The sequence below is a fragment of the Nocardia brasiliensis IFM 10847 genome, assembly GCF_000710915.1.
Classification (GTDB): Bacteria; Actinomycetota; Actinomycetes; order Mycobacteriales; family Mycobacteriaceae; genus Nocardia; species Nocardia brasiliensis_A.
In genome coordinates this window covers 111624-135819 of the sequence record NZ_BAUA01000087.1, presented here as the reverse complement: position 1 = coordinate 135819, position 24196 = coordinate 111624, and the positions used below count along the sequence as shown (strand labels likewise).

At 69.1% G+C, this 24196-nt stretch carries 22 protein-coding genes; 7 read left to right on the top strand and 15 right to left on the bottom strand.

Going from position 1 to position 24196, the window contains the following annotated elements:
• On the top strand, positions 1-946 hold a 946-nt coding region (locus NBRGI_RS19045; protein WP_029898149.1), incomplete at its 5' end, for a cytochrome P450.
• 61 nt (positions 947-1007) lie between these two features.
• Here the strand turns inward: NBRGI_RS19045 and NBRGI_RS19040 are convergent.
• Positions 1008-2972: a glycoside hydrolase gene (locus NBRGI_RS19040; protein WP_029898147.1), complete on the bottom strand. Its 1965-nt coding sequence runs from the start codon at positions 2970-2972 to the stop codon at positions 1008-1010.
• 89 nt (positions 2973-3061) lie between these two features.
• Here NBRGI_RS19040 and NBRGI_RS19035 point away from each other — a divergent pair, with 89 nt between their 5' ends.
• The 4 genes from NBRGI_RS19035 to NBRGI_RS19020 all read left to right on the top strand — a co-directional run bounded on the left by NBRGI_RS19035 (position 3062) and on the right by NBRGI_RS19020 (position 7322).
• Positions 3062-3733 (top strand): response regulator transcription factor, encoded by a 672-nt coding sequence (locus NBRGI_RS19035; RefSeq protein WP_029898145.1) that lies wholly within the window; start codon positions 3062-3064, stop codon positions 3731-3733.
• Positions 3730-5100, top strand: coding sequence for a HAMP domain-containing sensor histidine kinase (locus tag NBRGI_RS19030; RefSeq protein WP_029898143.1), 1371 nt, complete (start codon positions 3730-3732; stop codon positions 5098-5100). Before NBRGI_RS19035 ends, NBRGI_RS19030 begins: the two co-directional genes overlap by 4 nt.
• Positions 5101-5151: 51 nt before the next feature.
• Positions 5152-5778, top strand: coding sequence for a LysE family translocator (locus NBRGI_RS19025; protein WP_029898141.1), 627 nt, complete (start codon positions 5152-5154; stop codon positions 5776-5778).
• Between the two features lie 77 nt (positions 5779-5855).
• Entirely contained in the window at positions 5856-7322 is a 1467-nt protein-coding gene (locus tag NBRGI_RS19020; RefSeq protein WP_051727880.1) for an NAD(P)/FAD-dependent oxidoreductase, read from the top strand.
• 97 nt (positions 7323-7419) lie between these two features.
• Here NBRGI_RS19020 and NBRGI_RS19015 read toward each other — a convergent pair whose 3' ends face one another.
• The 4 genes from NBRGI_RS19015 to NBRGI_RS19000 form a co-directional block, all read right to left on the bottom strand.
• Positions 7420-7830, bottom strand: a complete 411-nt coding sequence (locus NBRGI_RS19015) for an RNHCP domain-containing protein (protein ID WP_029898137.1) — start codon at positions 7828-7830, stop codon at positions 7420-7422.
• Positions 7831-7839: 9 nt separating this feature from the next.
• Positions 7840-8220 carry an RNHCP domain-containing protein gene (locus NBRGI_RS19010; protein ID WP_029898135.1) on the bottom strand — a complete coding sequence of 127 codons (381 nt, stop codon included), beginning with the start codon at positions 8218-8220 and terminating at the stop codon, positions 7840-7842.
• A gap of 208 nt (positions 8221-8428) precedes the next feature.
• Positions 8429-9715 carry an MFS transporter gene (locus NBRGI_RS19005; protein ID WP_029898133.1) on the bottom strand — a complete coding sequence of 429 codons (1287 nt, stop codon included), beginning with the start codon at positions 9713-9715 and terminating at the stop codon, positions 8429-8431.
• Positions 9715-10356, bottom strand: coding sequence for a GntR family transcriptional regulator (locus tag NBRGI_RS19000; protein WP_029898131.1), 642 nt, complete (start codon positions 10354-10356; stop codon positions 9715-9717). The genes NBRGI_RS19005 and NBRGI_RS19000 overlap by 1 nt, the downstream gene beginning before the upstream one ends.
• Positions 10357-10545: 189 nt before the next feature.
• On the opposite strand from NBRGI_RS19000, the gene NBRGI_RS18995 reads away from it, so the two are divergent.
• Both NBRGI_RS18995 and ald read left to right on the top strand, forming a co-directional pair.
• Complete coding sequence (locus tag NBRGI_RS18995; RefSeq protein ID WP_051727879.1) at positions 10546-11556, top strand: alpha/beta hydrolase; 1011 nt, start codon at positions 10546-10548, stop codon at positions 11554-11556.
• A gap of 199 nt (positions 11557-11755) precedes the next feature.
• Entirely contained in the window at positions 11756-12862 is a 1107-nt protein-coding gene (ald, locus tag NBRGI_RS18990; protein ID WP_014984108.1) for an alanine dehydrogenase, read from the top strand.
• 52 nt (positions 12863-12914) lie between these two features.
• Here ald and NBRGI_RS18985 read toward each other — a convergent pair whose 3' ends face one another.
• The 10 genes from NBRGI_RS18985 to NBRGI_RS18940 form a co-directional block, all read right to left on the bottom strand.
• Positions 12915-13439, bottom strand: coding sequence for an Lrp/AsnC family transcriptional regulator (locus NBRGI_RS18985; RefSeq protein WP_014984109.1), 525 nt, complete (start codon positions 13437-13439; stop codon positions 12915-12917).
• Positions 13440-13532: 93 nt separating this feature from the next.
• A complete protein-coding gene (locus tag NBRGI_RS18980; protein ID WP_029898127.1) occupies positions 13533-14927 on the bottom strand; it encodes an amidase in 1395 nt (464 codons plus the stop codon).
• Between the two features lie 127 nt (positions 14928-15054).
• Positions 15055-16335 (bottom strand): enolase C-terminal domain-like protein, encoded by a 1281-nt coding sequence (locus NBRGI_RS18975; protein ID WP_029898125.1) that lies wholly within the window; start codon positions 16333-16335, stop codon positions 15055-15057.
• Positions 16336-16337: 2 nt separating this feature from the next.
• Positions 16338-17789 (bottom strand): aldehyde dehydrogenase (NADP(+)), encoded by a 1452-nt coding sequence (locus NBRGI_RS18970; RefSeq protein ID WP_029898124.1) that lies wholly within the window; start codon positions 17787-17789, stop codon positions 16338-16340.
• Between the two features lie 16 nt (positions 17790-17805).
• Positions 17806-18933: an L-talarate/galactarate dehydratase gene (locus tag NBRGI_RS18965; protein WP_029898122.1), complete on the bottom strand. Its 1128-nt coding sequence runs from the start codon at positions 18931-18933 to the stop codon at positions 17806-17808.
• Positions 18930-19865 carry a 5-dehydro-4-deoxyglucarate dehydratase gene (kdgD, locus tag NBRGI_RS18960; RefSeq protein ID WP_029898120.1) on the bottom strand — a complete coding sequence of 312 codons (936 nt, stop codon included), beginning with the start codon at positions 19863-19865 and terminating at the stop codon, positions 18930-18932. The genes NBRGI_RS18965 and kdgD overlap by 4 nt, the downstream gene beginning before the upstream one ends.
• A gap of 10 nt (positions 19866-19875) precedes the next feature.
• Positions 19876-20877, bottom strand: a complete 1002-nt coding sequence (locus tag NBRGI_RS18955; protein WP_235211012.1) for a LysR family transcriptional regulator — start codon at positions 20875-20877, stop codon at positions 19876-19878.
• A complete protein-coding gene (locus NBRGI_RS18950; protein ID WP_029898117.1) occupies positions 20874-21887 on the bottom strand; it encodes a lactonase family protein in 1014 nt (337 codons plus the stop codon). Before NBRGI_RS18950 ends, NBRGI_RS18955 begins: the two co-directional genes overlap by 4 nt.
• Complete coding sequence (locus tag NBRGI_RS18945; RefSeq protein ID WP_029898116.1) at positions 21884-23287, bottom strand: sugar porter family MFS transporter; 1404 nt, start codon at positions 23285-23287, stop codon at positions 21884-21886. The genes NBRGI_RS18950 and NBRGI_RS18945 overlap by 4 nt, the downstream gene beginning before the upstream one ends.
• Before the next feature lie 76 nt (positions 23288-23363).
• A complete protein-coding gene (locus NBRGI_RS18940) occupies positions 23364-24167 on the bottom strand; it encodes an NAD-dependent epimerase/dehydratase family protein (RefSeq protein WP_029898115.1) in 804 nt (267 codons plus the stop codon).
• Positions 24168-24196: the final 29 nt, after the last annotated feature.

Genomic DNA, 24196 nt, shown 5'->3' with positions numbered 1-24196 from the left:
GCGCAACTTGGTGACTAAGGGTTTCACCCCGCGCATGGTGACCAGGCTGCGGCCGCGGATCGAGCAGCTCACCGAGCAGTTGGTCGACAACTGTTTGGCAGCAGGCGAATTCGACCTGGTCGAGCAGATCGCCTATCCGCTGCCGTTGATCATCGCGGGCGAGCTGATCGGTGTACCGCCGGAGGCCTACGACCAGGTGCACCGGTGGTCGCAGGATCTGGCGCGGGGTTTCGACCACGACTACACGCTGCCCGAGGAGGCGCTGCGGGCGCGCAGCGCGGCCTCCCGCGGCTTCATGAACTACTTCCGCGAACTGCTCGACGAGCGCCGGGCGAACCCGAAAGATGATCTGCTCAGCGTGCTCTCGCAGGTGGAGGACCGCGGGGATGTGCTCACCGAGCAGGAACTGCTCGCCACCTGCATCACCACTTTCGTTGCGGGACACGAGACCACCGCGAATCTGATCGGCACCGGCCTGCTGCAGCTGATGCGCAATCCGGACCAGATCGCCGCGCTGCGCGCACGTCCCGAGCTGACCGCGTACGCGCCCGACGAACTGCTCCGTTTGGAGCCGTCGGTGCAGATCACCACCCGAGCCGCGACCCGGCCGATCACGGTGGCCGGTCATGCGTTCGAGCCGGGTGAAGGTGTTGTGGTGCTGATCAATTCGGCCAATCGCGACGAGGCCGCGTTCGGCGACCCCGATCGGGTGGATGTCGCGCGGTACTCCGATCCGAAGAACCCGGCCAAGAAGCACCTCGGTTTCAGCCTCGGCATCCACTACTGTCTCGGCGCGCCGCTGGCCCTGCTGGAAATGGAGGTGCTGCTGGATGTGCTGCTGCGCAAGGTGCGTGAGATCGAACCGCTGACCGATACGCCGCTGTACAAGCCGAATGTGGTGATCCGCGGGTTGGCAGCGTTGCCCACCCGATGCACGGCCGCCTAGGCGGCCGGTGGAACACGATGGACCCGGAGCCGGAGGGGCGCCGGGTCCATCGTGCCCTCCGCTAGGCGGCGGGGCACAACCGTCGCGGCGCCTCGTCGGTCGTGAGCCGGGCGTCGACGCAGCCGCCGGGGAGTCCGTCGTGCGGGGCTGTGCCGAAGTTCGCGGTGACGGTGAGGACGCCGTCGCCGAAGGTGCTGCGCTGCACCAGGTGATCAGCGGTGAGCCACTGGAAGCCGGTCATCGGGGTGGTGCCCGCGGCCTCGTGCAGCGGTGCGAAGAACCGTTGCAGGCGGGCGATTTCGGCGCCATGGCGGTCCAGCTCGGCGCGGTCGAGTGCGAAGTTCAGCGGGGTGTTGTTCAGGATCGCGGTGAGTGCGCGCATGGTCTGCTGTTGCGGAAGTTTGTAATAGGCGAGTTCCCAGCGGTCCAGATTGACGATGGAGTCGTGCAGCACCGTCTCGTAGAGCGGCACCCGATAGGCCGGATCGAAAATGGCCGTGGCCGCGGCGGCGGGCAGTTCGGCGGGCTGGAAGAAGAACTTCGGTGCGCTCTCCGGCGCCCACCCGCCCCAGGATTGTTTGTCGCGCTGGGCTTTCCAGAGCAGGTCCGAGACCGGGGTCTGCGAGCCGTGGCTGAACGCGGGCAGGGTGCTCGCCCACGCGCCGACCGATTCCGAACCCAATACCTGTCCGCGCTGCTCGACGAGGGCGCGCATGCGGGTGAGCCGGTTGTCGCGGTCCTGCTTCTTGTTCATCGAGTGGCCGGGGCTGTAGTCGTCGAAGAACTGACCTGCGGCGTCGACGTCGAGGAAGTAGGTGTTCGCGCCGTTCGCCGTCATCGTCGCGTAGCGGTCGTCGAGCACCTGGGGGCGCTGCGCCAGCGCCTGGGTGCTGAGGTAGCAGCCGCGGCCGCCGAAGCCGGTCTCCGGGTTGCCCTCCGGGTCGTGCACGCAGCCCGACGGCCACAGGCCCGGCCAGCTCGAGCCGGGGTTGTCGGCGGTCGCGGGGTCCTGTGCGTTGTCGTACGAGTCATACGGTCCCGCAAGGTAACCGGCCGCCTTCGCGGCATCGACGGCGGCGCGGGTCATCGGATCGGCGCCGGCGTCGTAACCCAGCCACATGCGGGTGAGGCCGAGCTCGCGCATCGTGCGGATCGCCTCCGGCGTGCGACCGTCGCCCCACAGGTAGGCGTGAAAGGCGCCGAGCAGCTTGCCGACCGCCGGCTGCTGCGCGATTTTGTCTGCGAGGGAACGGAATTGACCGTGCTGGATGAGCCAGGCGCGGTAATCCTTCGCCGCGGCTACTGGTGAGGCGTCCGTCAGCGCGAAGGTGACCGCGTATTCGCGGGTGTCCGCCCTGGCGTCGAAGTCGTGTTCGGCGGTGGTGCGCAGCTTTTCGTCCACCGAGCGCACCGTCAGGGTGGTGCCGATATCGTTGGGCGCGAGGTAACTCACGCCACGCGCACCCGCCTGGTAACCCCAGAACGGCATGGTCAGGCTCTCGGTGAGGTCCAGCGGCCGGTCGATCAGGGCCGCGTCGGGGGAGTTCCAGAACGGGTCGCCGACCGGCAGCGACAGGCCCTCGCCGCGGGGGAGCTGCAATGCGGTGGTCGCGGGATCGGTGCCGGTCACCGGCCAGGACAGGCGTTGGTCGCGATCGCTGCGCAGCGTGACGCGCAGGCGGCCGTCGGCGGCATCGGCGGTGACGGTCAATCCTTTGCCGGGATAGCTCCAGGTTGCTCGATCCGGTGCGGTCTCGATGGGCCCGGCTGCGCCCAGCTGTGCGGCCGCTGGGGCGGAGAGGGTGAGGTTCGGCTCGTCGCCGAGGTCGGCGGTGATCGCCAGCGACGCCGTGTCGATATCGGCCCGGCCGCCGCCGATCGGCACCAGCACGTGGGTGCCCCGGACCTCCGGGCGCGGGCCCGCCGTGGTGCGGTCGCAGGCGGTGCCGGTCAATACCAAGATCAACAAAACGGTGCCGCCCGCGGCGATCCTGCGGTGGGCGCGCTCGATGCTCCGACGTCTCATGACCCGCACCTTTCCGGCGCCGGATGAGAGTTCGATGAGACCGCGCCGGGTCCCCGGCCTGGGCCGACGCGGTCCGTATCATCCGGAAGATGCGCGTGTTGGTGGTCGACGACGAGGACTCGGTCCGCGCGGCGCTGGTGCGCGCCATGGACAGCGAAGGCTACGAGACGCGGGCCGCCGCGGACGGCGCGGCCGCGCTCGCCGAGATCCAGCGCTGGCAGCCGGAGGTCGTGCTGCTGGACGTGCTGATGCCGTTCATGGACGGGCTCACCGCGTGCCGGAGGTTGCGGGCACGGGGCGACCGGACGCCGATTCTGATGCTCACCGCCCGTGACGCGGTGGCCGACCGGGTCGACGGGCTCGACGCCGGCGCCGATGACTACCTGGTGAAGCCGTTCGACCTCGATGAACTCCTGGCTCGGGTGCGCGCGCTGGTCCGGCGCACTTATCCGGAAGACGGCGCGGTGCTGTCGTGCGCGGACCTCGTCATGGACACCACCGCGCACACGGTCCGGCGCGGTGCCCGCCCGGTGGAGCTGAGCCGCACCGAATTCGCGCTGCTCGAAGTGCTGCTGCGCAACAGCGGCCAGGCGCTGCCCCGCGAGACGCTCATCGAACGGGTCTGGGGCACCGAACTCGGGCCGACCTCGAATTCACTCGAGGTCTACATCCGCTATCTGCGCCGCAAACTCGAATCCGGCGACGAGATGCGCCTGATCCACACCGTGCGCGGGATCGGTTATCGATTGGCGGCGGCATGAGGCTGCCGGGGTCGTTGCGCGCACGGGTCGCGCTGTTCTGCGTCGTCGCCATCGCGGTGGCGCTCGCCGGGATGGGTGTGGCCGCCTACGTGGTGGTCGCACACGAACTCGACAGCTCACTCGACCTCGGATTGCGCAGGGAGGCAACGCGGATCGGCCGCACGGTCGGCGCGGACGCCGATGTCGCGACGGCTTCGGGGCCGTGCCGATACCTGACCGCGCCGAGCTGCGTGCAGGTGGTGGCCGCAGACGGGCGGATCGAGTCCGAGCACGACCCCGCGCAGTCGCTGCCGGTCGACCGCGCGACCGAAGAAGTCGCCGCGGGCACCAGGGCCGCGTTCTTCAGCGATATCCGGCTCGGCGATCATTCGCTGCGGATGTACACCGCCCCACTGCGTTCCGGCTCCGCGGTCCAGATCGCGCAACGGGCCGATCCGGTGGACACCAGCCTGCGCCGCGTCGGGTACGCCCTGCTCGCCGCGGCGGGGATCGGCACCCTGCTCGCCGTCGCCGCGGGGCTGGTCGTGGCGCGCCGCGCGGTCGAGCCGGTCACGGCGTTGACCGCGGCGGCCGAGCACATCGCGACCACCCGCGATCCGCGGCAGCACATCACCGTCCGTGGGCCGGTCGAGCTGCGCAGCCTGGCAACAAGTTTCAACGCGATGCTCGACGAGCTCGATCAAGCGCTGACCGCCGAACGCGCGGCCCGCGCCGCGCAACACCGGTTGATCGCCGACGCCTCCCACGAACTGCGCACGCCGCTGACGGCGTTGCGGACGAATATCGAGCTGCTGGGTCGGGCTTCGCGGATGTCCGCCGACCAACTCGACGAGACCGCGACCGCTCTGCGTGCCCAGTCCGCGGAACTTTCCGGCCTGGTCACGGATCTGATCGAGCTGGCGCGGGCCGACGATCCGGCCGCGGTCCCGGAACCTTTCGAGGATCTGCGCTTGGACACACTGGTGACGGAGTGCCTGCGTGCCGCCGAACGGCACTGGCCCGCTATGACATTCACCAGCGACCTGCACCCGACCGTCGTGCACGGTGTGCCGGGCAGGCTCGCCCGCGCGATCACCAACCTGCTCGACAATGCGGCGAAATTCAGTGCGCCGCAGGGCATCGTCCGGGTCACGTTGCACGACGGCGAACTGACGGTCCGCGACCATGGTCCCGGTATCTCGCTCGACGATCTGCCGCATATCTTCGATCGCTTCTACCGCTGCACCGACGGTCGCGGTAAACCCGGCCACGGACTGGGACTTGCGATCGTCAAGCAGGTGGCGGACCTGCACGGGGCCACGGTGACCGCGCAGTCGGCGCACGACGGTGGGGCGATCTTCCGATTCCGCTTGCCGTCCGCCGACTGACCAGGCTTTCACCGGCTCGCCACCGGCCCCGCGCACTGCGAGAATCGGCCCATGCCGGTTGATCACAGTCTGTTGCTCGCCTTCGTGGCCACCACCTTCGTCGCGATGATCACGCCGGGGCCGGACATGCTGTTCGTGCTGGGGTGCGGGATGCGCGGCGGGCCGCGGGCCGGGCTGTACGCCACCGCCGGGGTGGCCACGAGTGAAGCCATCCACGTCGCGGTCGCCGCGGCCGGGCTGGCGGCGCTGCTCGCGGCGGTGCCCGCGGCCTTCACCGTGGTCCGGATCCTCGGCGCCGCCTACCTGATCTACCTTGGGGTGCAGGCGATCCGGAACCGGGGCAGCCTGCCGACGGACGAGCGCGAAGTGGGCGTCTCGGCCCGCAAGGCGTACGTGTCCGGGCTGCTGACCAACCTGCTCAATCCGAAGATGGTGACGTTCACGATCGCGTTCCTCCCGCTGTTCATCGACCCGTCGCTCGGCCGGATCTGGCTGCAGTTCGCGATTCTCGGCGCGATCATGATTGTGCTGGAGTTCCTGGTGGACGGTGCGGTAGGGGTGCTGGCGGGCCGGATCGGCGGCTGGCTGCGCCGCCGGCACGCCGCGCGACGGCGCATCGAGGTGGCCACCGGCGGCATCTTCATCGGCCTCGGCGTGCGGCTCGCGGTGCAGCGGTAAGGCTCATACCCACGGGGGACACGGGATTCGCACCGCGGAGTGAGGCGCGTCGCCGCCGGCGTGCTTAACGTCGAAGCATGACGCAGAGGCAGGTAGACGGGCGGGCGAAAGCGATCGTGATCGGCGGTGGGATCGCCGGGTTGCTCGCGGCGCGCGTGCTGGCCGAGCATTACACCGAGGTGCTGGTGCTCGACCGAGATGCCGAGCCGGGACCGGAGATTCGCCGCCGGGGTGTGCCGCAGACGTTTCATCTGCACCAGATGTTGCCGCGCGGCGAACAGATTCTGGAACGGCTGCTGCCCGGCTTTGTCGATGATGTGTTGCGGCTCGGCGCCTTTCCGCTCGCCGAGGCTACGCTGACCTGGACGAACCGGTACGGGACGATGATGATGCCCAGCCCGGACAAGGGCGCCTTCTACAGCAGAGGGCTGGTCGAGCAGGCGATCCGTGCGCGCGTGCAAGGCATTGCGAATGTGCGATTCGGCTATGCGCAGCAGGTTGTCGACGTCTGCGCCACCGCTGACGCCACACGGATCACCGGCGTGCGCTGCCGGACCAGCGGAGAGGTCGGTCCGACGGTGACGATGAGCGGCGACCTCGTCGTCGACGCGAGCGGGCGGTCGTCGAAACTGCCGCAATGGCTTTCGCAGCTCGGTTATCAAGCGCCGCCGGACGAGACGGTCACCTCGGGCATCGGGTACAGCACGCGCTACTACCGGGTGCCGCAGGACCGGGCCGCGGTCCCGGCCCTGGTAGTCGTCGAAAACGATTATCGCGCGGGCAATCCTGCCGGAGGGGTGTTGAAGCGGATCGAAGGCGACGTCTGGAGTGCGTGCCTGTCCGGTATCGGCGGGCAGTATCCGCCCGTCGACGCCGCCGGGTTCGACGCCGGACTCGCGGAGCTGATCAGCCCGGCCATAGCCGAAGCGCTGTGCGGCGCAGAGCCGTTGACGTCGCCGCGCGGGTTCCGGATTCCGGTCTGTGTTCGGCGGCACTACGAGCAGATGGCGCGGTGGCCCGCCGGTCTGCTGGCGCTCGGCGATGCGATGTCCACGGTCGACCCGATCTACGGGCAGGGGATGACCGTCGCGGCGATCCAAGCCGAGGCGGTGGCGGAATATCTGGCCGAAGAGCACGGGCCGGGCGGTGAACTCGACATGCTCCGGCGGTTGCAACAGGCGTCCTATCCGGCGTGGTGGCTCAGCGCGCTCGAAGACCTGCGCTGGCCCGGGGTCGAACATCGCGGCGGGCTCGCGTTCGCGCGGATCCCGCTGCTGCACAAGTACTTCGACCTGGCACTGGAGCGGATGACCCAGCAGTTCGCGGGTGACGGCACGGCGTTCGACCCGACCTTGCTGACCTTCTTCGCCATGACCGGATTGATCGCCGCACCGGCGGATGTGGTCAACGAGACCATGCTGAAAGCACTGCTGAACGGGGCGGACACCGACGCGCAGCAGACGTTGCGTGCCGAACTTGCCGGCTATGGCGACGAAATCGCCACGGTGCTGGCCGAAGCCGTCGCCTTCGACGCGCAGCACTGACGGGCCCGGTGCCACAGCGGCTGCACATTGGCTGGTGGAGCCCGGTGCAAATCGCCGAGGTGGCGCTCGCCCGGGAGGGGAGCGAGCGCCGCCGCGGTTACAGGGCGCGTAGGACTCGATGGCCGATTCGGGGATCGGCCAACGGACGCAACGCTATTCGCATCAGCGCAAGTGCGTTGTCGTCGCCGGCTATGCGGTTCGTCTTCAGTGCGCCGCAGGGCAGACACTGGTGGACGAGCAGCCATTCGCCGTCGTCGCGGGTGCACATGCTGACCGCGACCATCCGCCCGCGGCAGGTCGCCGCCCGGTCGCCGGGCACCCGCCCGTCCACGTGGCGACTGGACAGGCAGTGCGGGCAGTGGTTGCGGTGCGCGGTGCCGGGGGCCGTGACGGACACGTCCATCCGGCAGCCGACGCAGCGGAACGACTCGCCGGATTCGCCTGCGCGGCCGTGCAATACGTGTTTGGCCCGCTGTGGTCGGCGGGCCGCCGGTTTGCGTCGTGGCATGGCGCACCCCTACAGATCGCCGAAGACTTCGAGCGGGAAGGGGGGTTCGGCGAGCGGCCGGACGGCCATCCGCATCAGGATGAGCTGGTTGTCGTCGCCGCACACGGGGTGCAGCGCCAGTTCCTGGCAGCGGGTGCAGCGATGGACCACGGCCCATTCGCCGGTGCGCAGCACGGCGATCGACAGCGGAGCCATCCGGGCTCGGCAGTCGGAGGTGCCACCCTCGATCTGATCGTGGGTGTGCCGGGAACTCAGGCAGCTCGGGCAGTGATTACGCCAGCTGTTGTCCGGCGCGAGCGTCGCCACGACGAGGCCGCAGCGGACGCAGGTGAAGGTGTCGGTCCGTAGCGCTGCGCTGGGTCCGGAATGGTGCGAAGTGTTGTCTGACACTCGGATTACTCCTCGGCTGTTGGTCGATGCAGTGACAGCAGGAGCAGGCCGAGCGCGCCTCGAAAGTGCTAGCGGCGTTCAGCTGTACGTGCGCGACGGCAACCGATGCGGCCACCGTCCACGCATTGAGGCGCGCGCGGCGCATTCCGGGTCATAGACACCCTCTCCGCCGGCGAACCGGCCCTGATCGAAGTTCACGACGCTGTACTCAGCGCCGAGAAACCGTAACAACGCCCACCCCCACTTCGCCATCGGTTTTGTCGATGGGCGAACCCGTGCGGTAGTTGGCGGCTACCAGGGCGAGGCAGGTCAGGGCGGCGAGGGCGGTGACGGCGAACATGGAGGGGTAGGTGAAGGTGGTGGATTCGTGGAGGAAGGCCAGGAGGGCGGGGACGCCGAAGCCCAGGTAGCTGACGGAGTAGAAGACGGCGGTGAGGCCGGCGAGGTCGTCGGGGCGGGCGATGCGTTCGATCTCCTGGAGGCCGGCGACGAGGCCGATACCGTAGCCCGCGCCGAGGACGACGGCGACCGCGAGCGCGGCCCAGAAGGTGAGTGCGCCGGAAGCCCAAGTGGCCGTGACCATTCCACAGGTGACGAAGAGCAGGGAGACGACCGCGGCCCGGGCGGTGCCGGGCTTGTCGATCCGGCGGGCGACGGACTGGATGGCGAAACCACAGCTCAGGGTGATGACGCAGATGAGCGCCGAGAAGGCGATCGGTGCGCCGCGCAGATGCGGGGCCATCAGGGCGGGCATGATCGCGTAAGCCGTACCGGCGGAGGTGAACAACCACAGGGCGACCGGCAGGACGACGTAGCGGAAGCGCCGGTGCCCGGCAGCGGGCACCTTCAGGTCGTCGATCAACCGGCCGGGATTCGCCTGTGGGACCACAGTTTCCGGCACCCGGGTCACCCACACGGCGGCGACCAGGCACAGCGCCACGTTGATCAGATACGCGAGTTCGTTCGGCCACGGCGCCCACTGGGCGAGCGCGCCGGCCAGGCCCGCGCCGACCGCGAAGCCACCCGTCAAGCTCATCGCCGAACGTCGCGCCCCGGTGCCGCCGGGCTGGGCCGGACCGAACGGCGGCTGGGCGAGTTCCTTGAGCCAACTGCCGCCGACGGCCATCGCGAGACCCAATGCGACGCCGCACAATACGCGTCCAGCCGAGAGCAGCGGCACCGACGTGGAGCCGAACGCCAGCAGCAGCGCGCCCGCGGCGCTGATCAGCGGGGCGGGTCGCAGCAGCGCGCGACGGCCGTACCGGTCCGAGAGCGGACCGCCGATCAGTAGGGCGGGCACGATGCCGAGCACGTAGTAGAACAGCAGCAGATCCACGGTGGTGGCGGGCAGCCCGTGGTTCTTGTACATCACCAGCAGTGGCGTGAATTCGTTTCCGCCCCAGGCGATCGCGAACATCGTCGCGGCGACGCCCCACCACTGCCGCGAGGTGACGCGGCTGGACGTGGGCGGGGCGGTGGTGGTCGAAGCAGCCATCACAGTCCCTTCAGCTCCAATTGGTGCACGCCGGAAAGGTGTTCGGCGAGCGCGCCGGCGAAACGGTCCACCGCACCGGTTTCGATCAGTCCGGCGAGGTGGGCGTGCTGTTCGATGATCCGGTCGATGTCGATCGGCCCGCGGCGCAGCGCGACGCTGTTCATCCGGCGCTGCCGTTCGCGCAGCGAGTCGTAGAAGCTCGCGAGCAGCGGGTTGCCCGCCGCGATCACATAGGAGCGATGAAAGTCGGTGTCCACCAATGCGAATTGGTCGAGGTCGCCGGCGGCGGCCAGCTCGCGCTGGCGATCGAGCGAGTGGCGGAACTGGGTCGTCAGCGCGGTGCGGTCGGTCGAGGCGAGGGCCCGCACGGCGGCCGCCTCCACCACGTAGCGGGCGTAGGCGACGTGTTCGGCTTCGTCGGGCGGGATCGGCACGATCAGTGCGCCGCGCTTCGGATAGAGCTTCATCCACCCTTCGGTCTCCAGCCGCAGGAAGGCCTCCCGGACGGGCGTGCGTGACGTGCCGAGGTCGGCGGCGATCTCGCCCTCGCTGATCAGCTCGCCACCGGCCAGCGTGCCGGTGAGGATGCGCTCCTTGACCTCGCGATAGGCCTGCTCGGCGGATGAATACGTCTTAGACACAAGTTGTATCCTAGGAGCGACAGGCGGCTGACCGACTGTGAGGTTTGTTACTGCGCGCGGTGCCGGTTCGACGCACACTGCTCGAACTCTGTTCCAGCAGGACCGGTCACCATGCGCGACCCGGTCGGCCGCGCCGACCGTCGGGCATTCGGACCGTGTCGCCTCTAGTCAGCAAGGACGGTACGAACCTTGTCCCTCGGCCTCTCGCATCGTGGCGCCGCGTACCGGTCCGTCGGCTGTGTGGCCGCCGTGCTCGCGCTGGTGCTGTTGTCGATCTGGAGCACACCCGCGCCGGCCCGCGCGCAATCGCCGGCGGTGCTCGACCACATCGAGCCGAAATCGGATCGCTGGGCAGAGGTGTTCGTGCGCTCGCCCGCGATGGGCCGGGTGATGCAACTCGACGTGCTGCATCCGGTAGCGGGCACCGCGCCGCATCCGACGCTGTATCTGCTCGACGGGGACGGCGCCACCGATCAGGAGGCGCAGAGCACCTGGACCCGCAAGTCGGACATCGTGCAGTTCTTCGCCGACAAAGCGGTCAACGTGGTGATGTCTGTCGGCGGACCGGGGTCCTTCTACACCGATTGGTTACGCGACGATCCGAAGCTCGGCCACAACCGGTGGGAAACGTTCCTGACGCAGGAGTTGCCGCCGCTGCTGGACCGGCTGCTGGACGGCAACGGCAGCAACGCGATCGCAGGGGAGTCGATGGGTGCGCAGGCCGCGGCGACGCTGACATTCCGGCATCCGGCGCTCTATCGGGCGATGGCCGCCTACAGCGGTTGCTTGATCTCCGACAAACTCGATCAGGCGACGGTGCGGTCGGCGGTGAGCATCAAAGGCGGCGACCCGGACAACATGTGGGGGACCCGCACCGACCCGGAGTGGGCCGCACACGATCCGAGCAAGCACATCGAGGAACTTCGCGGCAAGCAGATCTATATCTCGACCGCCAGCGGTGTGCCGGGTCGCGCCGACTTCACCTACGACCCGACCGCCGACTACCCCGAGGACACGTTCAACTCGATCGTGCTGGAGACGCTCGCGCACGACTGCACCACGAAGTTCGACGCGGATCTGCGCGCCCACGGCGTCCCGGCGACCGTCCGCTACACGGACTTCGGGACGCACTCCTGGCCGTACTGGCAGGCCGCGTTGCACGACTCGTGGCCGATCTTGGCACGGGGTCTGGACGGCTGAGCAAGCAACTGTGCCGAAGATCATGCGGATGAGCACCCCGGGAGGTGGTCTCGTCTGACGATTAATCGAGCTTTCTAGCTGATTGAAGAATTATCTTCATAGATCTAGACCTGATCTTGCATGATCTTCATAATTTCACCTGTAAAGGTCCACATCATGCGGATCGACTATCGACCGACATCGACTTTCAGGAGCGCAGGTGAAGATCGGGGTACCCCGCGAGGTCAAGAACCACGAGTATCGGGTGGCGATCACCCCGGCCGGTGTGCACGAACTCGTCTCCCGCGGGCACGAGGTGTACATCGAGACCGGCGCCGGTCGTGGGTCCGCGTTCGAGGACGAGGCATACACGGTCGCTGGCGCGCGCATCCTGCCCACCGCCGACGAGGTATGGGGCACAGCGGAATTGGTGCTCAAGGTCAAGGAGCCGGTCGCCGAGGAGTACGGGCGCATGCGCGAGGGGCAGGTGCTGTTCACCTACCTGCACCTGGCCGCCTCCAAAGAGTGCACCGACGCGCTGCTGAGTTCCGGCATCACCTCGATCGCCTACGAGACCGTCACGGCCAAGGACGGCTCGCTGCCACTGCTGGCGCCGATGAGCGAGGTCGCGGGTCGATTGGCCCCGCAGGCCGGCGCCTACCACCTGATGCGCAACGGCGGCGGCCGCGGCGTGCTGATGGGCGGCGTGCCCGGCACCCCGCCCGCCAACGTGGTCGTGATCGGCGCGGGCGTCTCCGGCGGCAACGCGATCAACATCGCGCACGGCATGCGCGCCGAGGTGACCGTGCTCGACCTGAACATCGCCCGGCTGCGGGAGATCGACGCGCAGTACAAGGGTCAGGTGCGCACGATCATGTCCAACCGTCTGGAGATCGAAAAGGCCGTGCGCCAGGCCGATCTGGTTATCGGCGCGGTGCTGGTGCCGGGCGCGAAGGCGCCGACGCTGGTATCCAACGACCTTGTCGCGCAGATGAAGCCGGGTTCGGTGCTGGTCGACATCGCGATCGATCAGGGCGGTTGCTTCGCCGATTCGCGGCCGACCACGCACGCCGAGCCCACCTACCGGGTGCACGAGTCGGTGTTCTACTGCGTCGCGAACATGCCCGGCGCGGTGCCCTACACCTCGACCGTGGCCCTCACCAACGCCACACTGCCGTACGTGGTTTCGCTCGCGGAGCGCGGCTGGCGGGACGCGGTCGCGGCCGACCGCGGCCTGGCCGACGGCCTGAGCACGCATGCGGGCGTGCTGCTTTCGGAATCCGTGGCGGCCGCGCACGGTTACGTCGCGGAAAGCCTCGTGGCCTGAGTCTGGAACGCATTGCGCAGGGCGGCCGGCCGGTAGGGGCCGGCCGCCCTTGTCAGCCCTGGGTATTCGTGCGCGGGCGCATGTGCTCGAAGATGAGGATCGTCTCGGTCGAGGCGACGGCCGGATGCTCGCTCAGATTGTTGAGCACGAACCGGCGCAGCTCGTCGGTGTGTGACGTGGCGACGTGGATCAGGTAGTCGTCGGCGCCCGCGATGAAGTACACGTTGAGCACCTCCTCGAACTCCGACATCTGCTCGCCGAATTCGGCGAGTTGCTGGCGTGCGCTGGCGCGCAATCGCACCGCGATCATGGCTTGGAGGCTGCGGCCCAGCGCGGCGGGGTCGATATCGGCGTGAAATCCGCGAATCACCCCGCGCTCCACCAGGGCTCGCACCCGGCCGAGGCAGGTGGAGGGGGCGATGCCCGCGGCCGCGGCGAGCGCGTTGTTCGTCATACGCCCGTCGCGGGCGAGGTTGTCCAACAGGATCCGGTCGATATCATCGATCGGGACACCGGCAGGCGGGTGCACCAGCTGAGCCGGTGCGCCCCCGCCGACGGGTGATTCACTCTTACGCATCCCCCGACGGTACCGAATTTTCTTCGCGAGTCTATCGGTTGTTTGAATTATCTTCGTAGCTGACGGGTCGCGCGACGGCCCGCCGGGCGGCGTTCAGGCAGGTGGGCGCGGGTGCGGCCGAGCCTGCTCCAGTTGCGCGGCCACCGACAGAATAGTCGTTTCGCCGTTGCTCGGCCCGACCAATTGCACCGCCAGCGGCAACCCGTCCGCACCGACACCGGCGGGCAGCGAGGCCGCCGGGTGGCCGGTCACATTCCAGAGCGCGGTGTAGGCGATCATCGGGATGGAGGCGAGCTGCGCGCCGATCGTGTTCGCGCCGTCGAGCACGCCGATGCGCGGCGGGCGGCCCGCGAGCGTAGGGGTGAGCAGCAGATCGCAGTCGGCGAAGACTCGATCGGCCTTGCGCGCCAAGGCTTCTCCCCGACGAATCGCCCAGTCGAGGACCGGGCCGCGCGCCCAGGCGCCCATCCGGACAGTCTGGCGGGTGCGGCGTTCCAGGAACTGCGGATGCTCCACCGCCGCGGCTTCGGCGCGGACGCCACCGAAGAACTGCGGATAGAAGGCGTGCGTGGATTCGTGGTAGCCGGGATCCACCTCGAAAACCGAATGTCCCAGTTCGGTAAGCAGTTTCGCGGTGTCCCGGACCGCGCGCACGTGCTCGGGGTCCGGTTTCGCCAGCGGCGTCACCGATTTCGTGCTGTAGCCGATGCGCAGGGGCGCCCCGGGCTGCCGGACCGCTTGCTCGAACGAGACGGCGGGCTCGGGCGCGGTGAACCGGGCGCCGGGCACGTTGCCGCGAATCACGTCGAACACGATCGCGGCATCGAGCACGCCGCGGGCCAGCGGGCCGAGCACGCCGAGGGTCAGCCAGAGATGGTCGCTCGGGGCCACCGGCACCCGGCCGCGCTGCGGCTTGAGCCCGAACAGGCCACAGCAGGCCGACGGGATCCGGATCGAGCCGCCGCCGTCACTGCCCATCGCGACCGGGACCAGGCCGGCCGCGACCGCGGCGGCCGAACCGCCGCTCGAACCGCCCGTGGTGCGGGTCCGGTCCCAGGGATTACGGGTCACGCCGAAGGTGCTCGACTCGGTGAACGGCCACTGCCCGAACTCCGGCATGGTGGTCTTGCCGACGATGATCGCGCCGGCCGCGCGCAACCGGCGGATCACCTCCGCGTCCGCCTGCGCGGGGGAGGTATTTGCCCGGGTACCGAAGCTGGTCACGAAACCGGCGATGTCGATCTCGTCCTTGACCGCGATCGGGATGCCGTGCAGCGGGCCGACCGGACCGGCGGCCCGTTCCCGATCCCGCTCGACCGCTTCGGCGCGGGCCTGCTCGTGGAAGACCCGGGTGAACGCGTTGAGATCCGCGGCGTCGTCGATGCCGTCGAGGGTGGCGCCGACGAGTTCCCGGCTCGACAGCGCCCCCTGCTCGAGCAGTTCTCGTTGCTCGACCAGACCCGCGGCGACGACGTCCTGGAGATCCATCTGCTTTTCGCTCCTCTCGGATCACACCGCGGCGTGACCAGTGCGATCCAGCCGTCGTGCCGAAGACACGACAGTAGATAGTCGAATGACCATTTCGCAATGAATACGGTCCCGGATCACAAGGAGTTCAGTATTTCGGCGAACCGGGCGGGTGATATCCGGGGACCGCGACACGCATGGCCGCGACGTCGTCGCGCTCGCGCATGGCGGGCAGTTCCTGCCACCGCCGATGCAGCCGGGCCAGCGCGTCGCGGTCGAGCTCGACGCCCAGCCCCGGGGTGTCGGTGACGGTGAGCGCGCCGTCGGTGAAGCCGAACGGTTCGGTGATGACGTCCTCCGGCTGCCACGGATAGTGCGTGTCGCAGGCGTAGTCGAGGTGGGCGACGGTGGCGGCCACCTGGGTCATGGCGGCCAGGCTGATGCCGAGGTGGGTGTTGGAGTGCATAGAGATGCCCTTACCGTAGGCCTGGCAGACCGCGGCGAGATCGCGGGTGGCGTGCAGGCCGCCCCAGAAGTGATGGTCCGACAGCACCACCTGGACCGCGTCGGCGTCGAACGCGGGCCGGATCTCGGCGGTGGCCGTGACGATCATGTTGGTGGCCAAGGTCATTCCGGTGCGCCGATGCAGTTCGGCCATGTCGGCGAGGCGGGCGGTGGGGTCCTCGAGATATTCCACGACGCCCGTGAGCTGCTCGGCGACCGCGGTCGCGGTGGCGAGCGACCAACCGCCGTTCGGGTCCAAGCGCAGGGGACGGCCGGGAAACGCTGCGGCCAGCGCGCGGATCGCGGCCACCTCGGCCGCGGGCGGCAGCACACCGCCTTTCAGCTTGAACGAGCGGAATCCGCCTCGGGCGCTGAACATCTCGGCCAGCCGGACCACCCCGGCCGGATCGAGCACCTCGCCCCAGTCGTCGGACGGCGCGTCGGGCATCGGATGCTCGGCCCACTTGTAGAACAGATAGCCGGAATAGTCGACGCGATCGCGGACCTTGCCGCCGAGCAGCGCGTGCACGGGCAGGCCCAGCTCGTGGCCGAGCGCGTCGAGTGCGGCGGTCTCGAAGGCGGACAGCACACTGAGCCGGACCTTGTCCTCGGTGAGGGTGCCGCGCAGCCCGCCCGCGACCGGATTGTCCTCCAGCACTTGGGTATCCGGCCCTGCGCCGTCCAGCAGCCGGAGCGCGTTGACCGCGTGCACGGGCAGGCCGATCAGGCTCGGCGCCGCTGCGGCCGCGCGGGCGAGATACGGCCGGTCACCGTAGGTCTCGCCGAGACCGAGCGCGCCGCTGTCGGTTTCGAGCTCCACGATCAGTCGCGGTGTGTACGGCTGGTGCACGCCGCCGACATTGAGCAGCGGCGCGTCGGCGATCAGGATGGGGGTGAGGCGGATGGCGGTGATGCGGCTGGACATGATCAGTCCCGCTTTCCGTCGACGCGGCGCGGTAGTCGCCAAGGGTTGTCCTCGCGCAGCGCGGGCGGTAACAGCTCGTCGGGGAATCCTTGCCAGGCAACCGGTCTCAGGAATCGTTCGATCGCGGCGGCGCCCACCGACGTGGTGGTGGGCGCCGTGGTGGCCGGGTAGGGGCCGCCGTGCTGCTGGGCCCAGGACACCGTGACTCCGGTGGGCCAGTCGTTCCAGAGCAGGCGGCCTGCCAGTGCGGTCAGGGCGGGCAGTAGTTCCCGGACGGTCTCGAACTCGTCGTGCTCGGCCCAGATCGTGGCGGTGAGACCGGGTTCGAGCTGTCGCAGCAGTGTTCGAAGCTCGGTGTGGCTCGTGTACTCGACCACCAGTGCGGCGGGGCCGAAGCATTCGGCGGCGAGCAGGTCGCCGGCGGTGCGGAAATCCGCTGCGCTCACCCGCAGCAGCGTCGGCCTGACCGTGTCGTCGGTGAGATTCGGCGCGGAAAGTGCGGTGACCGAGGGGTATTCGATCAGATCGGTGAGCCGTGACCGGAAGCCCTCGGCGATGCGCGAGTTGAGCAGCGGCTGCCCGGGGACGGCCGCGACCGCGGCACCGAGGGTTTCGGCGAGGACGTGACCCGACGGCAGCAGCAACAGGCCCGGCTTGGTGCAGAACTGGCCCGCGCCCAGGGTGAACGAGCCCACGAAACCCGTGACGATCTCCGCGCCACGCGCACGAATCGCCCCCGGTAGCACCACGACCGGGTTCACGCTGCCCAGCTCGCCGTAGAACGGGATCGGCCGCGGCCGCGACACGGCGATATCGAACAGCGCGCGCCCGCCGGGCACCGAGCCGGTGAACGCGGCCGCGGCGATCGCGGGATGGCGCACTGTGGTCGGGCCCGCCTCGATCCCGTGGACCACGGCGAAGGAGCCTGCCGGAGCGCCGGCCGCGCGCAACGCGTCCCGCACGATCGTGCCGGTGCGTTCGGACAAGCGCGGATGTCCGGGATGCGCTTTGAGCACGACCGGGCAGCCCGCCGCCAGCGCGGCGGCGGTATCGCCGCCCGCGACGCTGAACGCGAACGGGAAGTTGCTCGCCGCGAACACCACGGTCGGCCCGAGCGGAACCACGCTGCGCCGCAGGTCGGGTCGCGGTCCCATCGGCCACTGCGGGTCGGCGTGGTCGACGGTCGCGCGCAGGAACGCGCCGTCGGCGAGCACCTCGGCGAACAGGCGCAGCTGGAAGGCGGTGCGCGCCAGCTCAGCACGCAACCGTGGTTGTTCCGGCAGGTGTGTTTCCGCGGCGGCCAACGGGATCAGCTCGTCGGCGGCGGCCTCGAGTGCGGCGGCGACCTGTCGCAGCCAGCGGGCGCGGTCGGCCGGTGTGCTGTCCGCCATCGGTGCGGCGGCTGCGGCGGCCGTGTCGATGATTCCGGCCAGCTCGTCCGGTGCGGTGTCCATGTGTTCCTCCGAGAAGTCAGGCGTGAATCGAGAAGTCGGCGACGGTCCAGTCGCGGGTGCGGTCGCTGCGGGTCAGGCCGAGTCCGGGTCGGTTGGACAGCCACATCCGTCCCTCGGTGATGACCTGGTGCTCCTCGAACAGCGGGTCGAACCATTCGAAATGCTCGACCCAGGGCTCGGCGCGAGAGGCCGCGGCCAGATGCAGATGCACTTCCATCACGAAATGCGGTGCCAATTGCAGGTTTTCGATCTCGGCGCGGGCCATTACCCGCAAGAAGGGGGTGATGCCGCCGATTCGTGGTGCGTCCGGTTGAACGATGTCGGCCGCGCCCGCGCCGATGAGCCGGGTGTGTTCGGCGGCGCTGGTCAGCATCTCCCCGGTGGCGATCGGGGTGGCGCAGGTGGACGCCAGCCGCGCGTGGCCGGCGAAATCGTAGGCGTCCAGCGGCTCCTCGATCCAGGCCAGATCGAATTGTTCGAGTTCGCGGCACATGCGGCGTGCGGTCGGCCGGTCCCACTGCTGGTTGGCGTCGACCATGAGGGTTACGGCGTCGCCGAGTTGCGCCCGCATCGCCGCCACGCGGGCCAGGTCCACAGTGTGGTCCGGGTGGCCGACTTTTATCTTGATCCCGCCGATGCCGCGGGCCAGTGCCGCTTCGGCGCGGTCACGCATCTCCTCGACGGGTGCGTGCAAGAAGCCGCCGGAGGTGTTGTAGCACCGCACGGAATCCCGATGCGCGCCCAATAGTTTGGCCAGCGGCAGGTTCGCGCGTTTGGCCTTCAGATCCCACAGCGCGATATCGAACGCCGCGATGGCCTGCACCGCGAGACCGCTGCGGCCGACCGAGGCGCCAGCCCAGCAGAGCCGATCCCAGAGTGCGGCGATGTCGTTGGGATCTGCGCCGAGCAGCAGGGGCGCGAGTTCGCGGGCGTGCGCGAATTGCGCTGGGCCGCCTGCGCGTTTGGCGTAGCCGAGGCCGAGACCGGACCATCCCGCGGCAGTGGTGACCTCCGCGAACAGCACCGCGATCTCGGTCATCGGCTGCTGCCTGCCGGTCAGCACCTTGGCGTCGCTGATGCCGGTGGGCAGCGGTAGCGCGACCGAGTAGAGGTCGACCGCGGTGATCGTGTCGCACCGGTTCACGACTGCGCCTCGCCGAGCGTCCGCACCCGCGCGGTCAGTTCGGCCAGTTCGGCCAGTTCCGTTTCGGTCAGGTTCGTCAGTGGCGGGCGCACCGGCCCGGCGGGTCGGCCGACCGCGGCCAACCCGGCTTTGATGATCGAGACCGCGTAGCCCGGGCGTCGATCGCGGATGTCCAGGTAGGGGAGCACGAAGGCGCGCAACAGCCGATAGACGGTGTCCCGATCGTGGGCGCGCACCGCCGTGTAGAAGGCGAGCGCGAACTCCGGCAGGAAGTTGAAGATGGCCGAAGAGTATGTGGTGACACCCATTTCGGTGTACGGCAGCGCGAAGGTCTCTGCCGTGGGCAGGCCGCCGATGAAGGTGAGCCGGTCGCCGAGGCGGGCGTAGATCCGGGTCATCGTCTCGATATTGCCGACGCCGTCCTTGAATCCGATCAGGTTCGGGCAGCGGTCGGCCATCCGCGCGAGCGTCACGTCGTTGCAGGTGGCGTTGGCGCGGCTGTAGAAGATGACGCCGAGCGAGGTCGCCGCGCAGACGGTGGCGACATGTTCCACCAGGCCCTCCGGCCCGGCTTCGGTCAGGTACGGCGGGAGCAGCAGAATGCCTTCCGCACCCGCGATTTCGGCCGCTCTGGCCTGCTCCACCGCGGCCGCGGTGCCCGCCGTCGCGGGGGCGATGACCGGTATGCGGCCTGCGGTTTCGGCGACCGCCGCGCGGACCACCTGATCGATCTCCGCGGGCGTGAGCGAGAAGCCCTCACCGGTGCCGCCCGCGGCGAACAAACCGGCCACGTCGTATTGGGCAAGCCAGGCAATGTGTTTGCGATACGCGGACTCGTCGAAGGCGAGATCGGGATCGAAATGGGTGACCGGGAACGACAGCAGGCCCTGACCCAGGGCCGGGCCGAGTTCCGCGGCGGACAGATGCGACATCGTGTTCCTTTCAATGGGCGGGTGGCGGTGCGTCGAGCAACCGCACGACCCGGTGCAGCGCCGGATTCGCGCAGTCGCGCCGCCACACCGCGTACAGGACAACCGGATCGTCGACGCCGTCCAGCGGCCGGAACCGCACGCCGTCGGGATGGAGGTGACCGGCGGTTTCGGGCACCAAGGCCAGACCGCGCCCTGCCGCGACCAAGGCGAGCATGGTGTGCACCTGCGTCAGTTCGTGTGTCGACGTATAGGGCACGGCCGCAAGGATTCCCGCGACGAGGTCGGCGAAATACCGGGCCGGGCCCGGCGCGTACACCAGCAGCGTCTCGCCGCCGAGCCGTTCCACGGCGATCGGGCCGGGCACGGCCAGCGGATGATCCGCGGGCACCGCCAGCATCAACCGCTCGGAATGCACCAGCTCGCAGTCGAATTCGGTGCGGTCGAACGGCGGCCGGGCCAGCGCCAGGTCCAGTTTGCCGCTGCGCAGATTCTCGAACTGGGCCGAGCTCACCATCTCGCGCAGCACCACCTCGACGCCGGGCAGGCTTTGCTCGATGTGGTTCAGGAAGCGGCCGAGGAAGCCGAACCCGGAGGTCGCGGTGAATCCGATGCGAACCGTCCCGGCCCCGCCCGCGGCGACCAGGCGGGCCGTCCCCGGCGCGCCCTCGGCGAGAGCGAGCAGGCGGCGCGCCTCGATCAGGAACACCTCGCCCGCGGGGGTCAGTTGTGCCTGCCGCTGGCTGCGGTCGAACAGCTCGACCCCGATCTCGCGTTCCAGCTTCTGGATCTGCCTGCTGAGCGGGGGCTGGGTCATCCGCAGCCGGTCGGCCGCGCGGCGGAAGCTGCGCTCCTCGGCAACCATGACGAAGCCACGCACCTGTTCGAGTGAAACCATGAGGCCCAGCCTGCCCGCGTCCGATTGATGCCGCGACGGATCGGGCAACCGGGACCGATCGACGCGGCGCAGGTGCCGCCGGTCGGGCGGCCGATCGCCGGGCTCGGCGGTGCTCATGCGCCGGGTAGGTCGATGATCTCGACCCAGTTGGGGTTGCGGCCTACTGAGCGGCGGTGCACGGCGGTGAGCGCACCGGTCGCCGGGTCGATGGCGTAGCTGGTCACCGCGTGGGACTTCTGTCCCGCCGCGACCAGGAAACGGCCGCCCGGGTCGATGGCGAATCCGCGCGGCTGCGCTTCGGTGCGCGTGTGACCGATCGGCTCGAGTGCTCCGGTGTCGCCGTCGACGTGGAAACCAGCGAGGGTGTCCGAGGTGCGCTCCGCGACGTAGAGGTAGCGGCCGTCCGGCGTGACGCGCAGTTCGGAGACCCATGGGTTGCCCGAAAAGCCCGGGGGGAGTGCGGACCTCGACGCTGCCGGGGTCAGCGTGCCCGTCGGCGGATCGAACAGGTGGCTCTGCACGGTGCCGTCCAGCTCGTGGCAGGCGAGGACCACTCGGCCGCTCGGATGGAACACGAGATGTCTCGGACCCGCGCCGAGCGGGGTCGCGACGGCGGCGGGCCGGTTCGGCGTCAAGCTGCCCGCGGTCGCGTCGAACCGATATTGCAGGATGTGATCGCCGCCCGATACGGCGACTAACACATGGCGATTGGCCGGATCGACGACGATCGAATGCGCGTGCGGGGCAGTGGCGATCACCTCGTCCGGCCGCGGGCGGACGGCGCCGTTCGCGGCGATCGGATGCACCGAGATCAGGTCGCCACTGTACGAGGCGCCGAAGAGATACCGCCCGGTGCGGTCGGTCGACAGATAAGCCATGTTGTCCGGTAGTACGGTCGATCTGAGTCCGATCAGCTTTCCGTTCGTCGGTTCGATGCCGAAAGCCGTGACCGAGAACGGTTCCGAGCGCAGGCCCGCATACAAATACCGGCGGTCCGGGGACACCGCCAACGGCATCACCGTTCCGTCCGCCGGCACCGCGGCCACCGGCGTCAGGTCGCCGGTGGCGTCCAGTCGCAGGACCGAGATCTCGCGGCTGTCGGCGTTGGACACGTAGACGACGGTCACGCCTGCCGTCCCGTCGGTTGCCCGCCGACCCGGGCACGCAGCTCGAGCTCGATCTCTTCCAGGCTGCGGCCGTTGGTTTCCGGGACGAAGCGCTGGACGAGCAGGAACATCACCACGCTGACGCCCGCGAAGCACCAGGCCGATTTGGCCAGGCCCAGATGGTCGTTCATCACCGGGAACAGGAAGGTGATCGCGAAGGTCGAACTCCACAGCACCACGCTGCCCACGCCCATGCCGACGCCGCGCACCCGCAGCGGGAAGATCTCCGCCATCATCACCCAGACCACCGCGCCCCAGCCGAGTTCGTAACCGGCCAGGTAGACGTTGAGCAGGATCAGGGTCGTCAAGCCGGTGACGGTGTTGTCGTCCACGGTGAGCACGACGACGCCGAGCAAGAACAACGACACCGCCATGCACACATTGCCGAGCAGCAGCAACGGTTTTCGGCCCCACCGGTCGACCACGAAGATCACCCACGCCGTGAACGCCACCTTGACCGCGCCGAGCACGATGGCCGCCAGCAGCGAGGTCGAGTTGCCGAAGCCGAGATCGGTGAACATGGTGGGCGCGTAGAGGTTCACCGCGTTGACGCCCGAGAACTGCTGGCCGACAGCGAGAATCAGCGCGACGAGCAACGCGGGCCGGGCCCAGGGTGCCCACAGATCGCGCAGCCTGCCCCGCTGCGCCACGTCGAGCTGGTTTACCCTGCGAATGTTGTCCAGCTCGGCGTCGATTTCGGTGGAGCGGTGGGTGCCCGCCAGCACGGCGCGCGCTTCCTCTTCGCGGCCCGCTTTCACCAGCCAGCGCGGCGTTTCGGGCAGCACGGTCATACCGGCGAACAAGGCCACCGCGGGGATGACGGCGACGCCGAACATCAAGCGCCAGTTGCCGGAGCCCGACAGCATCCAGTCGACGATGTAGGCGAGCAGGATGCCGGAGACGATCATCAGCTGGTTCAGCGTCGAGAGCGCGCCGCGCGCCCGGGTCGGGGCGAGTTCGGACAGATAGGTGGGAACGGTCGCCGACGAACAGCCGACCGCGATACCGGTGACGAACCGGGCGATCACCAGCACCGTGACATTCGGTGCCGCGGCGCACCCGAGCGCGCCGAGCCCGAAGACCGCGGCGGCGATCATGATGGTGCGGCGGCGGCCGAGCCGGTCGGTCAGGCGGCCCGCGGCGGCGGCCCCGATGATCGCGCCCGCCGCCAGGCAGCCGCCGATCACACCTTTGGTGACCGAGGACAACTCCCACGCGTCCTTGATGAACAACAGCACGCCCGAGATGACGCCCAGGTCGTAGCCGAAGAGAATGCCACCGAGCGCGCCGAAGAAGTAGAGGAAGTGAACGTTGGTGCCGAGGGCGGACTTTCGGCCCGGCACCGTGGATTCATCGTGCATTGTGCTGCGCTTCTTTCGCGGTCGAGCAAGCACCCGTCGCGGCGGGGGCCGCACGGGCGTTGTCGAGAAATGGGTGTCAGAGCGGGTTGGGTTCGCCCAGTGGGGTTTCCAGGAACGGGCCGCCGAGGAAGACCGGGTCCGTGCCCGCGGTGACCTCGGTGGCGAACTTCTCGGCGTCGTCCAGGCTCCGGTAGCCGAGCTGTTCGGCCTCGGCCAGGGAGACGATGGCGCGCGTGTTCTTCGAAACGCCCCAGATCACTTGGAAGCCAGGGCTTTGCGCCGTGAGGCAGGCCTCGAACAGGCGGGCGGCGTCGTCGGGGGAAAGCCAGGTCGACAAGCCGCGGACATCGTATGGCCGTTCGAAACACGAACCGATGCGGACACAGATCACGTCCATGCCGAACCGGGAGTGATACAGGCTGCCGAGCGCTTCGATCGCGGCTTTGCTGAATCCGTAGTAGGTGTCCGGGCGCGGGGGCGCCTCGCCCGCAATGCCGTTCGGTCCCGCCTCGCCGACCCGCCGGTAGCCGACGGCGTGATTGCTGGACGCCAGCACGACGCGGGTGATACCCGCCTGTCGCGCCGCTTCCAGAACGGTATGGGTGCCATCGACATTCACCGCGAGCACTCGCTCCCAGCTGTCCTCGCGGCTGATGCCGCCCAGATGGATGACCGCGTCCACCTCGCGGCAGGCGGCCGCCATGGTGCCGGGGTCGGTGAGCGAGCCGGTGAGCAGCTCGACTTGTTCGGCGGGCTGCGGTGCGGGCAGTTCGGCCAGATCCAGGAGCCGTAGGGTGCGGCCGGGCCGGGCCAGGCGCGGTCGCATCAGGGTGCCGATGCCGCCGCCCGCGCCGGTGATCAGGATTCGGTCATAGCTCATCCGGCATCGTCTCCGTGTGTGCGGAAGCC

What these genes read in the sequence shown, in the direction of transcription:
- NBRGI_RS18940 (WP_029898115.1), bottom strand. Translation starts at nt 24,167, where the DNA reads ATGAGCTATGACCGAATCCTGATCACCGGCGCGGGCGGCGGCATCGGC.
- NBRGI_RS18970 (WP_029898124.1), bottom strand. Translation starts at nt 17,789, where the DNA reads ATGGACACCGCACCGGACGAGCTGGCCGGAATCATCGACACGGCCGCC.
- NBRGI_RS18945 (WP_029898116.1), bottom strand. Translation starts at nt 23,287, where the DNA reads ATGCACGATGAATCCACGGTGCCGGGCCGAAAGTCCGCCCTCGGCACC.
- NBRGI_RS18985 (WP_014984109.1), bottom strand. Translation starts at nt 13,439, where the DNA reads ATGCGTAAGAGTGAATCACCCGTCGGCGGGGGCGCACCGGCTCAGCTG.
- kdgD (WP_029898120.1), bottom strand. Translation starts at nt 19,865, where the DNA reads ATGTCGCATCTGTCCGCCGCGGAACTCGGCCCGGCCCTGGGTCAGGGC.
- NBRGI_RS19035 (WP_029898145.1), top strand. Translation starts at nt 3,062, where the DNA reads ATGCGCGTGTTGGTGGTCGACGACGAGGACTCGGTCCGCGCGGCGCTG.
- NBRGI_RS19040 (WP_029898147.1), bottom strand. Translation starts at nt 2,972, where the DNA reads ATGAGACGTCGGAGCATCGAGCGCGCCCACCGCAGGATCGCCGCGGGC.
- NBRGI_RS19020 (WP_051727880.1), top strand. Translation starts at nt 5,856, where the DNA reads ATGACGCAGAGGCAGGTAGACGGGCGGGCGAAAGCGATCGTGATCGGC.
- NBRGI_RS18975 (WP_029898125.1), bottom strand. Translation starts at nt 16,335, where the DNA reads ATGTCCAGCCGCATCACCGCCATCCGCCTCACCCCCATCCTGATCGCC.
- NBRGI_RS19025 (WP_029898141.1), top strand. Translation starts at nt 5,152, where the DNA reads ATGCCGGTTGATCACAGTCTGTTGCTCGCCTTCGTGGCCACCACCTTC.
- NBRGI_RS19030 (WP_029898143.1), top strand. Translation starts at nt 3,730, where the DNA reads ATGAGGCTGCCGGGGTCGTTGCGCGCACGGGTCGCGCTGTTCTGCGTC.
- NBRGI_RS19005 (WP_029898133.1), bottom strand. Translation starts at nt 9,715, where the DNA reads ATGGCTGCTTCGACCACCACCGCCCCGCCCACGTCCAGCCGCGTCACC.
- NBRGI_RS19015 (WP_029898137.1), bottom strand. Translation starts at nt 7,830, where the DNA reads ATGCCACGACGCAAACCGGCGGCCCGCCGACCACAGCGGGCCAAACAC.
- NBRGI_RS18955 (WP_235211012.1), bottom strand. Translation starts at nt 20,877, where the DNA reads ATGAGCACCGCCGAGCCCGGCGATCGGCCGCCCGACCGGCGGCACCTG.
- NBRGI_RS18980 (WP_029898127.1), bottom strand. Translation starts at nt 14,927, where the DNA reads ATGGATCTCCAGGACGTCGTCGCCGCGGGTCTGGTCGAGCAACGAGAA.